Here is a 12,017-nt window from a genome sequence, read left to right as displayed (position 1 = left end):
GAAACCCCGAAAGGAGTCGATCCGCTGGAATTCAAGGATCGATGGATGAAGAGGTTTGCGTGATCGGTCACTGGATTACGGGCGATTTGGACGAAACTGTTGCCGATGTCCCTGAGAGGAATGATGATCGAATATACTGATATTTCTCCAACCATGATCGACCAACTGGTCATTGGAACTAAGGGACAGGTAAATTATTGACATTGAAGAACTTGACGGGTGCTCGACAATTGGCCGCTGCATCAGTCAAGATTCAAGATTTGATAGCCTCCTCCCCCTCGGAGGGGTCTAACCATGAGGTGAGGATAGCCTGAGAAAATCAAGATTCAAGATCTGACCCTCCTCCCCCCGGGGATTCCTACTTCATCGGCGGTGTTCTGGAGGGGGCAGTCGTCGCCTCGACCATCGACCAGTTTACGAAAAAGGATTTCGACAAACTCCAGGACATTCTCGAGCGGATGAAACACCTTGCCGAGAATGCTGAGAACAGAGATAGGCTCGCCCCTCTGGACAACGAATTTCACGACGTTCTTTTTTCCAAGACCGACAATTCCCTCATCGTCGAACTTTCCCGGCGTTCCTGCCGCGGAGTGTCCAAGTTTCTCCTCTTCAAATACTGGCGCGACATTTTCACTACCGCCGAGATCTACGAACGGCACAAGGTGATCTTCGACGTGCTGCGGACCAAGGATCCCGTGGCCATCGAACTGTGTCTGCGCGAGCATTACATCGATGCCGGACGGCGCATGATGCGCTACGGCGTCGACGGCACGGCACAGGACAACTGACCGTTTCCAAACACCAAGCCAAACACCAAGGTTCAGATCTTGAATCTTGAATCTTCTCGCCGAAGAATCCTGCTTACTGTCGAATAATGAAGTCCCGTCGCGGCAGCCACTTGGGCTTGGGTATAGCCAAATTCGAGACACACTTTGGCGATGGCGCTGCCCCGCACTTCCATGGTCCCCGTGTCCGCAAGGATGTTCTCCAGGCTGGGGCGGCCAGCGAAGCGTTGGGTACGAGGCACTTCCTTGAGGGCGCTCTTCTCCCTGAGCATCGGGAAGAGTTTTTCGAGAAACGCATCCTCCCCAAGAAAACATTGGCCCTTGAGCTCATCCCAGGGGGAGTCTTTTGCATCCATGCCCGCCTTGATGAACCGCCGGTATTCCATGTGGGCGCTTTTCCGGTCGAGTCCAAAATGCTCCAGAATCCAGTCCACGGAAAGAAACTCCGGCACCTTGTCGAATCCGGCGTTAGCCCGGTAGCTGGACCACGAATATTTCCCGAGGTCCTTGACCATCCCCGCCCGCACGGGGTTGAGCACGACATAGCGGCACAGTTCCAGAAGATACGCCTCCCGGTCCACCACAATGGCCTTGAACCGCCCTTGCAGCACATGCCCTACCCGCCCATGCCGCCGATTGAAGGCCTGCGTGTACACGCTGTTGAACTGGCGCATGGCTTTGGACAGGTTGGCATCGGGGGTTTCAAGAAGCAGGTGGAAGTGATTGGTCGTCAGACAGTAGGGGTGACAGAGCACATTGAACCTGCGCAGCGTCTGTCGGAGGACGGCCAGGAACGTATTCCTGTCGACGTCATCGGCAAAGATGGCGGCCTGGGCGTTGCCACGGGATGTCACGTGATAGATGGCTCCCGGAAATTCTATGCGGAGGGGTCTGGCCATGTGAGTGAGATAACCTGAAATGAATCAAGATCTGACCCTAGCCTCCTTGCGCGTATAAAATCAAAATACTATTTTAATTAAATCCAAAATAACAGTAGTTATCAAGCCAATTGTTATAGCTCCTAAAACCATTTGATGCTTAATAGCGTTATTTTTTGAAGATCTCTGCTCAACTAAAGGCCAAACCCATCGAGCATAATGAAATAAAAGGCGAAAAATAACTAAAGAAGCAAAGAAAACATAAACGTATGACCCGTTGAGTAAAAAAGGTGAAATGCTTCCAAAAGTTTTAATCAAAATACCAGATAATCTGAATGCCATCCAAAAACCAAGTGGTAATCCAAATCCCCAAATTAATAGATCGTAGATACTATGTCTATGCAACCATGTCATTTTAGAAGGATTTTTTTTTACAAAGCTATTGAATTCGTTAAATACTCCATGAACCCAAGTGGCATCATACCCTTGCACTGAGATATTGCTTTCATTTGGGGTCGCCTGTGATGGAAGAAAAGAGAGATTGAATAAATCGGGTTTTGAAAAATCAAGAAACAATACAAAAGAATTAGCAGGATTGTAATTGTATCTTGATTTTAGAGGGATCTCACTATTTACATATATTGTTTGTATTTCATCAGGAAAATTTGGAGATTCGAAAATATCTTTATAATTCCCCCAAAGTTCTTTACCATCTGAACTGATAATTGTTGGTTTTAGGCTGAACCCGTCTTTAATAGTTTTTTTATTCTCTTCAAAAACAGCATCTGTTTGATCAAGTTTTTTATAATTTGACACTTCTATATCAGCAGCTGCATTACTACGTTCTTCAAGCACCTGAAAGAGCTTGAAAAGATCTTCTTTAGAAACTGAAAAGGATAATATTTTACTTCTGAGTCTGTTTCTAACTATTGATTTTTGTTCCATATCTTAACCTTCAATGAACGCTGCAAATCATCGGCAGCAAAAAAATAAGCTGCGAATAGACAGCACGTTATTTGCTTTCCGAATAAATCTGCCTTGTTAGACATTTATTAAAGCCATTGCCGTGAAATCTTGAGATTTTTACTGCAAAGCCTGATTTTATCACTTATTTGGCGCATTTTTATATTTGAGTACTTGACTTTCGGTGTTGGCAATAAAATAGCTAAAACAGAATTGTACCGAGAGTGATTGAATATTTTGACTGAGGAAACACTCCATCTGCAGCAGCTCTTTTGTTACAATATAAAAGAAAAAAAGTAATCCTTACATGTAATCTACAAACAACATAATCGATTTGCAACTCATTACAATTTAGGCTCGAATAATAACCCTGTAAAAGCCGATGATCAGATCTTGAAACTTGCTAGTCTTGGTCTCAGAGATTCCGTCCGATCCTAAAGAACTGCTCTCCTCTCCTTTGTCTCAGACCCAACCGCGTTGAAAATCCGGCAATTGGGTTCGGCCAGACTTGATACTCTTGAGAAGATCGGCAAGCGGTTCCTTGTCGCTGGTAAAGTTGGAGAGTTCGGTCATACTTGGTCCTTTCAAAGTTCATTCCCTGCGGTCGTCCACCTCCTTTGCAACACTTTTGAAGGGTTCCCCGTCCTGTTTCACATCCATGAACTTGCCTGTTTCCGTATCACGTTTGACCCGCTGGCCGGTCTTAGAATTTTGAACCTGGGAACGGTCAGATGCTGCCTTTACGGTATCCTTCACCTGTGTTCTTCGCCATTATGATCTTCGGATGTTTTCAAAAAGACTTATGAGTGTTTATCGTATTGCTTTATTGCTAGCTCTAATTCGGCACGGCACCTATATATATCAGAAATTTTATTAATATCTATTTTAGTCTCATTCTCAGGAACAAATATAGATACTGACATTTTCGATTTTCCAAAATAAAGTCGACATATAGGTCGCCTGTTATTATTATCAAGTAATATAGCACAATAGCTTTTCGCGTCACGCATAGTGATTCTTTCAGGATCAACATACTCAGCTCCGATTGCGCGCACAACTCTATAGGCTTCTAATTCATCCTCGGTGGTGAGAACCCCATTAACCTTATTTAAGTCTTCTTCAGTCACTTCTTCTCGTTTTTGTATCTCCGCAACATTTTCATGATTGTCCGTTTCAAGGGCTGTCTTCAGACGCTCGTTAACCCTAGACCGAATGAAGTCTCGCATGGCTCTTTGAGTTAATTCAGTGAATTGATCTTTTATTTGCTGTGTAAATCTGCCTGGATAAACTCTTCCAGTTAAAATTTTAACAAACTCTTCAGATGGGCTATCAAATTCTGCTCTAATTTCTTCACTAAGCGCCTTAAAATACTTCAAGTTACTCGCTGTACTTATAATTGTCTGAAGGTCAAAAAAATTCTTTGTGAATTTTTTCAACTCATCAACATTCGATTCTGAAAATTGAAGTAAATTAAATTCAAAAAATGGACGTTCGTCCATTTTATTCTCTTTCTCCAAATCGCTAAAAAATACATATCGAATACCGTCTGTTAAAACTCCGAATCGAGCTTCTGTAACAGAAAAATATCTAAAAAGTTGGCCTGCGTGTTTTGCTTCCAAATCAGACCCTACAGGTTTGCATTCAATAAGAATTACCTTTTGCTTGTCGAGCTGTATTGCATAATCAACCTTTTCGCCTTTCTTGACTCCATGGTCTGCAGTTAATTCTGGTATGACTTCTTCTGGGTTAAAAATGTCATATCCAAGAGCTTGGATGAAGGGGAGGACGAATGCTGTCTTTGCAGCTTCTTCAGTCAAGACGGATTCTTTTTGTCGCTGAATGCGAGCAGATAATTCTGTAAGCTTGTCTATGAAATCCATTACAGCCCCTCTTTTCAATTTCAGTGATAAGTCATGCTGAAACGAAGACTAAATATTGAAACTTGATTTTTTCTAAAAATTACCAATCATCACATCCCCTTCTGACACTCATAACAAAACGCCTTCCCCCCAAACCTCTCCTTATTATTCCAACAAAATCGCGCCACATTATCCGGAATCGCCTTCCTGCACTTGAAGCAGTAATACTTCTTCTCCCCTGGCCCCTCCGTCCCGTTACTCCTGTCGATCACAGTCTGGATCGGATCAGTCGCCGCCTCGATCCCGAATCTCTTCCGGTAGTCGATGGATGTGCTGGAATGGCACGACCGTAGAGATTCCGCGAAATCGGTCACGGTCTTGATCGTCGACATGTTTCCCATGATGGCCAGACCCTGCAATGGGTTTATCTTGTCGACAATGTGGTCGATTTTTGTCCGCAACGTATCGGCCTTGATCACCATGTCGGTGTCGAACGTCTTTCTGTCCGGTCTGGTGATGACGGACTTGGGGGACATGAGGATCAGACTTCTGTAGCGGGGGGTTATTGGGATGCCGAGCCTGCTGGGGGTGAGACCGCGATCGGCGATGAATTTTTCCAGCAGGAAGATGTGGCGCTTGTTCTGTTCGATGGGCGAGGGGATGCCGAAAGAGTGGGAGCCGCTTTTGAGGGTGAATTCTCCGCTGTCGTTGATGGCCACTTCGTAGGAGAAATTCTTCGATTCGATGACGTAGATCTCGAAGAGGCGATTGATCAGCAGGTGGTCGATCTGAGCCACGCTGCCCTGGTGCTCGATGCGCAGGTCGTGGATCACGCACCAGTTGTCAGAATTGCCGAAATAAAAATTGATGTAGTAGGCGCAGTCCTCCTCCCCCGCTATCCCGGCCTTCATGGCCCGCAGTTCGCGTTCGATGAGAAATCGCTTGCCTTGAGCGTCCGCCTGCTTCAGCAACGCATCGAGTTCGGCAATATCCCTGTCCTTTGGATCTCTACTCTTGATGATCATTCCCGGCCTCCGGATTGCGGCGAGTGGAACATCTTCAACAAAATTTCACGCGCCATGGCTCATCAAGAATGGAGCGCATACTATCGAGCATAAATTTCAGAAAGGAATCGAGTTTCACCATTCTCGCTTCAATTCGACTCGATCGCCACCACTTTCCACCACCTGGCCCTTTCCCACGCAGTGAACTTCGACTCGAACAGCTCGCCCTTGCCGCAGAAATTTCTGACCACGGCGGACGTCCTGTACGTCTTTCCCTCGTCGTTTGAGACGTACAGTGCGATCTGAAGCGGATTCTTCATCGGGCCGCTGCTGACGCGACCACTGACCGTGACTTCTCTGCCCTTTTGCATGGCGTTCACGTTCGTGAAGACATGGCCGTTGACATGCCACGGGCCTTCGGACCAGGCGCGGGGCGTCCAGAGTGTGAGAAGCGCGAGAACGAGAAACGCGTATTTCATTGAACCGACCACTAAGCGCTATAATACAAGGCAGAGCCAAGCATTAGGTTGAATGGGCTATGGTCGATTAGCAACAAATATTGATTCGAGCAAGGAGGGAATGATTGTAAGACATGGGTAGCAATCATTATTTTATCTGACTGCGGTACCAAGATCATTTAGTATTGATATGACAGAGCGAGGATAATCGCCGACTGGCTAGTGTTGCATCGACCAACAGCCTGGATAAAGACATGCCTTTGCATCAAGTTACATCTGCGCAATATGCACGGCAACTCGTTCGACTATTTCCGATGCGCCCCGCACGTTGAATTTTGTCATACGCGGTGAAAACCGACCTGTTTTACTACCGGCGTCTCGTCGTTTCGCGCGCTCGGCCGCCAGCAAGTCGTCAAACTGGGAAGACGCAGGAGAAGGCGGGTCGGAGACGATGAAACGGCAGGCAATTCAAGAAGTTCCCGCTTCATTCGGAGCGGTCGGAGCGGGCAGAATCCGCCGGGAGCGCTTCCCGGCTTCCCGAACAGACCCCGCACTCGTCGTGGTATTCTTCCCAGATGGCCATGAACTCCTCCTTGTTCTCCAGGAGGATGTCGACCAGGCACGGGTCAAAATGCTTGCCGCTCTCTTCCAGAAAATAGGCGAAGACCTTGTCCCAGTTCCAGGCCTGATGGTAGACCCGCTTGTTGGACAGGGCGTCGAACACATCGGCCACGGCCACGATACGGCCGTGAATGTGCGTCTCCTCTCCCACGAGGCCCTGCGGATAGCCCTGCCCGTCCCAGCGCTCGTGATGCAGCAGGATGATCCGCGCCGCTGTCTTGATGATGGGGCTTGTCGAGTTCACGAGCAGGTCATAGCCGCGCTGCACATGGCTCTTGATGATATCGTATTCCTCCGGGTTGAGCGGCCCGGGCTTGTTCAGGATGGAATCGGGGATGCCTATCTTGCCCAGGTCATGGGCTGTCGAGGCCAGTTTGAGCATTTCCGCCTGCTCCTCGCCAAGTCCGTATTTCAGGGCCATCAGGCGCACATACTCCGATACGCGCCGGACATGGCTGCCCGTCTCGGCCGAGCGGCACTCCATGGTCTCGGCCATGTGGAAGATGACTTCCTTTTGCGTGTCCTCGATGCCCTTGTTCAGATACAGGTTGTCGAACGCCAGGGAAACATTGGTGAAAAAGAGTTCGAGCAGATCATGGTCGTTCTCATCCAGATCCTTTGAAATTTCAAAATACAGAAAGTTGTCCGAGCCGGTCTTGCTCTGGAAATACCAGGCGCACTTGTCCTCCTCGCAATAGAAGCCATGGGGCTGGGTCCTGGCCCGGTCGAGAGCCCGGTGCACCATTTCGCTCTGAATCTGATGGATGGGCTTTTCCAGATACTTGCTGAACTCCCCGGTGGCGGCCAGAATCACCGACTCGCCCTTTATCCCCGAAGCGGTCAGCCCGGAGGCCTGCGTGAGCACGGCGTCCTTCTTCAGTTGCAGGATTGAGGTGAGCTGGCTCAAGACTCCACAGCCGAGTTTCTGCAAGGATTGGCGTTCGAAGATGTCCGAAGAGGCCTCGATGATGCGCCGCAGGCCATTGCGGTTGTTCTCGATGGTGGTGATGAAATTGTAGCTGCGCAGGGCCGAGATGAGCGTGACCAGCATCTTCTCCAGGGTCAGCTCCGTTTTTTCCTTGTAGTCGTCGATATCGTATTCAAGGATGACCTTCGCCGCCGGAGCCTTGCCCGGCTGTCCGGTGCGCAGGATGATGCGCACGGTGTAGTCGTTCATCTCCTCGCGGATGTATTTGACAAGCAGCAGCCCACTGTCGTCGGTCTCCATGACCACGTCGAGCAGGATCACGGCGACGTCGGGGTGTTCCGCCAGCACTATCTTGGCCTCTTCCGCGCTGTAGGCATGCAGAAAATTGAATTTCCGGCCGCGATACTCCTGACCGGCGAGCATGTAGGTGGTGACGCTGTGCACGTCCGCCTCATCGTCCACGATCAGGATCTTCCAGCCGTCATCCCCCGCTGATTGGGCAGGCGCCAGAGGCGGAATCTCGTCCTTGAACAAAATCTCGTCGTTACCGGTCATGTGCCCTCTCTTTGCAGGGGCATGCGTACCTGAAACGAGGTGCCCTGGCCCGGGGCACTGCAACAGGTGATGGTGCCGCCCAATGTGCTGGTCACGATGTTGAAGACGATATGCAGGCCAAGGCCGGTGGAACCCTTGGCCCGGGCAGTGGTGAAAAAGGGCTCGAAGACCCTGTCCTGATATTCAGGGGCGATGCCGCACCCGTCGTCTGAATAGGTCAGGTTCAGCATGCCGTCGTTTTTTGCGATTTCGATGCGTATCAGGCCCGTCTCCTTTTCGCCGAAGGCATGGGTCAGGGAGTTGACGATGAAATTGGTCAGGATCTGGGAAAACGCGCCGGGATAGCTGTCGATGACCAAATCCTCGTCGCATTCGACCTCGATCCGATGCGTGGTTCTTTTCAGCTTGGGTCTGAGGCTGAGGAGCACCTGCCCGATGTATTCGCGCACGTTGAAACCACGGCGGGATTCGGAAACCTGATCTGCCGCGACCATCTTGAAACTGCGGATCAGATCCGAGGCGCGGTTCAGATTGATCAGGCTCATCTCCGCGCCCTCGCGAGTGGACTCCAGATATTCCGACAGGTCGCTCCGTTTCATTTCGCCCGTGGCGAAAAGTTCGCTGATGACCCGGTTCTTTTCGGCCAGGGTCGACGTAGCGGACAGAGCCACGCCCACCGGCGTGTTGATTTCGTGCGCCACTCCGGCCACCAGCCCGCCCAGGGCGGCGAGCTTCTCGGACATGACCAGCTGCCCCTGGGCCTGACGGAGATTTTCAAGGGCGGTTTGCAGTTCCGTGTTGGCCGTAGCCAGCTCTGCGGTGCGGGTCTCGACCCGCTCCTCCAGATCCGTGTTCAGCAGGCAGCATTCCTCCTCGGCCCGCCTGCGCTCGGAATCCTGGACCTGCAGACTCCCGGCCATGCGGTCAAAGGCGGCCGCGAGCACCCCGAGTTCGCCTTCTGCGTGGTCAAGATCCGTGCGCGTGCTCAGATCGCCCGTCCCAAGACGATCCGCCGCCGCTAGCAGCCGCTTCAGACGGCGCATGATGGTCAACTCTCCCACGAACCGGGCCACCACCACGGCCAGAACCGTCGCCAGCACAAGAAGGAACGTATTGCGAAAAAGCGCCCGTCTGGCCTCGGCCAGCGCCAAGTCTTCGGGCTGGCCAAGACGGATCATGAGCGGCCTTGACGGATCCTCCCCGAACTGCACCCGTTTGAAACTGTAAAGACGGCGCACCCCGTCCACGCCCTTTTCCAAAAAAGTGCCCTCGGCCCTTTCCCCGGACATCCTCGTTATCATCCGGGGAAGATCGGGCACCCAGGTGTATTTTTCGGTTTCCGGAAACCGGGTCAGTCGCGTGCCGTCAGCATCGGTCAGGGTGAAGATGGATCCCTCGGGCAGATGGGCCTCGGTAAAAATACGCCCGAAATAGCTCAGATCAAAGGAGGCCGCGAGCACGCCGCGCAGCGATCCTTCCAGGTCGACGACAGGCTGGGCAAATTCGACGACAACATTCTGGGTGCCGGAAACAAGGTGATAGCTCCCCATGCTGAAATGCATGTGTTCCCTGGCTTCCTGCAAGCAGGCCTGCTCCTCCCCGGAGGAAAAGGCATCCGCCGGAGAAGCCGACACCATGCGCCCCTGCAGATCGTACAAGGCCAAGGCTGTGTAGGCGCCGTTGCGGGAGAGCATTTCTTCCAGCAGAAGCCTGGAACCCTGGGGGTCGAGCATCTGTATTTCGCGCGCCTTGGCCAGGGTGGCCAGCAGCAACCGTGCGTTGTCCACAACCTGTTCATGACGGGAGCCCATGACCTGGATCTGGCGCAGGGCTCCCTCCTCGGCGCTCTCTATCATGTTCACCCGCAGCGAATAGCCCGAGAAAAGCATGATGCCCAATGCAGGCAGCACGGCCAGGAGCACCAGAAAGACCAGCGTCGCGCGGATGGAATGAAAAAATGGAAATCTCATGCGTCCTCCGGCAAGCCGAAAAGACCTGAAAGGCTTGCGGGCTTTTACGAGAGGAATACCGGTGCAGGGCGATGGAGGCAAGGAATTCCCGCAAGACATTGCGTCTTGCGGGAATTCCAGGAAAATAAACTGGGTAGTCTAGTTCTCGGAGGTCACGGAGCGGGCAATGGAGTAGCAGTAATCGCCGATTTTTTCGAGCCGGGCCAGGAGGTTGATGAAGGTCAGGCCGCCTTCGATCCCGCATTTGCCGATCTTGAGCCGCTCGATATGGGATTCACGCATGGATTCGCGCATGGCGTCGATGGTCCGTTCGGCCTCCTCGGCCTTCTCCATCAAATTCTCGGGCTCCCTGATCAGGGCGTCGCTGATCATCCTCAGGAATTCATCGACCTTGGCGGCGATGATGAACAAATCGCGCATGGCGACCTCGTTGAATTTCAACTCCTTATCAACGATGTCCTCGCACAGCAGGCCAAACGCCTCCACGGCATCACCGATGCGTTCGAGGTTATTGACGACCCGCATCTGCTCGGCGATGTCGTTGGAGATGGCCTCGTTGATCTCGCTTTGCATGGTCTTGGCCAGGAAGGTCGAGATGGCCCTGTGCATGGCGTTGACCTGGTCCTCGAAGCGCTGCCGCTGCCGGATGGTGCGATGATCCCGAGTCTCCAGACACTCCAGGGCGTTGTTGTACGCCGCGCGCACGGTCAGCGACATGCGGTGAATCTCGCCGCGCACCTGGGCCAGCGCGGCCACGGGGTTGTCCTCGACGTTCTGTTCAAAGACCGGCTGGCGAAAGAGGGAGTCGCCCGTGGTCTTATCCTTGGGGGAAAGCCAGGTTCCCACCCGCACCAGCAGAGGCAGGAAGACCAGAAAAACGAGCGCGTTGGTAAGGTTGAAAAGCGTGTGGCCGTTGGCCAGATAGCGGGCCACATGGGGATATTCCTCACCCACATGGAGGTTCCAGGGCTGTGCTCCCATGACATTTTGGGTTATCCATTCCACACCCACCAAAAACCAGGGGAAAATGAGCAGCATGATCACTACCCCGAGCACGTTGAACATGGTGTTGGAACGCGCCGCCCGATGGGAGTCGATGTTCGACGCCCCGATGGTGGCCAGTTCGGCCGTGATGGTGGTTCCGATGTTCTCGCCGAGAACCAGGGCCATGGCGGAAGGAAAGTCGAGCAGGCCCTGGGTGGCCAGGGCCATGGTCAGGCCCACCGTGGCCGAGGAGGACTGAAGCACTATGGTCAGCCCGCAGCCGGTGGCCACGCAAAGAAGTATACCGCCAAAGGATGCGGCATTGAATTTGGTGAAAAAGGCTATGAATTCAGGCTCCACCCGCAGCGGTCTCAGCCCGTCGCCCATGACCGTCATGCCGAAAAAGAGCAGACCGAAACCCAGAATGACTTCGCCCAGATAGCGGTATTTCTTGCGCGTGGAAAAATATTTGAGCGGAACCCCGAGCGCGATGGCCGGCAGGGCGAGGTTGGAGAGTTTGAAGGCGATGAGCTGGGCGGTCATGGTCGTGCCCACGTTGCAGCCGAGCATTACGCCCACGGCCTGGGTCAACGACATGAGCCCGGCCGAGACGAAGCTTATGAGCATGACCGTGGTGGCCGAGGATGACTGCACCAGGGCGGTCACAGCCGCGCCCGTTGCAAAACCCACCACCCTGTTGTCGGACACGGCTTTTAAGACGTTGCGTATCCTGTTGCCCGCAGCCATCTGCAGGCCCTCGGTCATGAGCTTCATCCCGAGGATGAAAATGCCGAGTCCTCCAAGGGTCTGAACCAAAATATTGAGCATAGATTATCCATGGGAGTTTTTGGTGACAGTTGTATGACAAAGACGCGAAACCCGCACCTCTGTAGAGCATCTCGGGCGTTAAGAAAAGTTTTTTTACGATTCGGAAACAAAACTGTCACGGAACGGTAACAATCGAATTATTTTCTTTCATTCCAGATTGTTGGAACCAGAAAAATCCCGAAGA

Annotated in this window: 9 protein-coding genes; 1 reads left to right on the top strand and 8 read right to left on the bottom strand. The window is 52.0% G+C overall.

Features of this window, described 5'->3' with window-relative positions:
- Positions 1–365 precede the first annotated feature (365 nt).
- Entirely contained in the window at positions 366–788 is a 423-nt protein-coding gene (locus BMZ40_RS08525; RefSeq protein WP_092374078.1) for an FCD domain-containing protein, read from the top strand.
- A gap of 32 nt (positions 789–820) precedes the next feature.
- Here the strand turns inward: BMZ40_RS08525 and BMZ40_RS08520 are convergent, their stop codons facing one another.
- From BMZ40_RS08520 to BMZ40_RS08485, 8 genes are all read right to left on the bottom strand, one after another.
- Positions 821–1,684 carry a helix-turn-helix domain-containing protein gene (locus BMZ40_RS08520; RefSeq protein WP_092374075.1) on the bottom strand — a complete coding sequence of 288 codons (864 nt, stop codon included), beginning with the start codon at positions 1,682–1,684 and terminating at the stop codon, positions 821–823.
- Positions 1,685–1,744: 60 nt separating this feature from the next.
- Positions 1,745–2,608 carry a hypothetical protein gene (locus BMZ40_RS19170; RefSeq protein WP_143075577.1) on the bottom strand — a complete coding sequence of 288 codons (864 nt, stop codon included), beginning with the start codon at positions 2,606–2,608 and terminating at the stop codon, positions 1,745–1,747.
- 818 nt (positions 2,609–3,426) lie between these two features.
- A complete protein-coding gene (locus BMZ40_RS08510; protein WP_092374072.1) occupies positions 3,427–4,506 on the bottom strand; it encodes a type I restriction enzyme HsdR N-terminal domain-containing protein in 1,080 nt (359 codons plus the stop codon).
- A gap of 89 nt (positions 4,507–4,595) precedes the next feature.
- Positions 4,596–5,510, bottom strand: a complete 915-nt coding sequence (locus tag BMZ40_RS08505; RefSeq protein ID WP_092374069.1) for a nuclease-related domain-containing protein — start codon at positions 5,508–5,510, stop codon at positions 4,596–4,598.
- A 128-nt stretch (positions 5,511–5,638) separates the two neighbouring features.
- Positions 5,639–5,968: a hypothetical protein gene (locus tag BMZ40_RS08500; protein WP_092374066.1), complete on the bottom strand. Its 330-nt coding sequence runs from the start codon at positions 5,966–5,968 to the stop codon at positions 5,639–5,641.
- A gap of 463 nt (positions 5,969–6,431) precedes the next feature.
- Positions 6,432–8,051 (bottom strand): DUF3369 domain-containing protein, encoded by a 1,620-nt coding sequence (locus BMZ40_RS08495; protein ID WP_092374063.1) that lies wholly within the window; start codon positions 8,049–8,051, stop codon positions 6,432–6,434.
- The gene (locus BMZ40_RS08490; RefSeq protein ID WP_092374060.1) at positions 8,048–10,021 is read right to left on the bottom strand and encodes a sensor histidine kinase; all 1,974 of its coding nucleotides are present in this window, start codon (positions 10,019–10,021) and stop codon (positions 8,048–8,050) included. The genes BMZ40_RS08495 and BMZ40_RS08490 overlap by 4 nt, the downstream gene beginning before the upstream one ends.
- Positions 10,022–10,159: 138 nt before the next feature.
- Entirely contained in the window at positions 10,160–11,833 is a 1,674-nt protein-coding gene (locus BMZ40_RS08485) for a Na/Pi cotransporter family protein (RefSeq protein WP_092374058.1), read from the bottom strand.
- Positions 11,834–12,017: the final 184 nt, after the last annotated feature.

It is taken from the genome of Desulfomicrobium apsheronum (genome assembly GCF_900114115.1).
GTDB lineage: Bacteria > Desulfobacterota > Desulfovibrionia > Desulfovibrionales > Desulfomicrobiaceae > Desulfomicrobium > Desulfomicrobium apsheronum.
The sequence above is the reverse complement of the archived record's forward strand: the minus strand, read 5'-3'. Positions and strand labels throughout refer to the sequence as shown.

Bases quoted from the DNA above. Each gene is read 5' to 3' on its own strand.
- BMZ40_RS08520 (WP_092374075.1), bottom strand. From the start codon at position 1,684: ATGGCCAGACCCCTCCGCATAGAATTTCCGGGAGCCATCTATCACGTG.
- BMZ40_RS19170 (WP_143075577.1), bottom strand. From the start codon at position 2,608: ATGGAACAAAAATCAATAGTTAGAAACAGACTCAGAAGTAAAATATTA.
- BMZ40_RS08510 (WP_092374072.1), bottom strand. From the start codon at position 4,506: ATGGATTTCATAGACAAGCTTACAGAATTATCTGCTCGCATTCAGCGA.
- BMZ40_RS08505 (WP_092374069.1), bottom strand. From the start codon at position 5,510: ATGATCATCAAGAGTAGAGATCCAAAGGACAGGGATATTGCCGAACTC.
- BMZ40_RS08500 (WP_092374066.1), bottom strand. From the start codon at position 5,968: ATGAAATACGCGTTTCTCGTTCTCGCGCTTCTCACACTCTGGACGCCC.
- BMZ40_RS08495 (WP_092374063.1), bottom strand. From the start codon at position 8,051: ATGACCGGTAACGACGAGATTTTGTTCAAGGACGAGATTCCGCCTCTG.
- BMZ40_RS08490 (WP_092374060.1), bottom strand. From the start codon at position 10,021: ATGAGATTTCCATTTTTTCATTCCATCCGCGCGACGCTGGTCTTTCTG.
- BMZ40_RS08485 (WP_092374058.1), bottom strand. From the start codon at position 11,833: ATGCTCAATATTTTGGTTCAGACCCTTGGAGGACTCGGCATTTTCATC.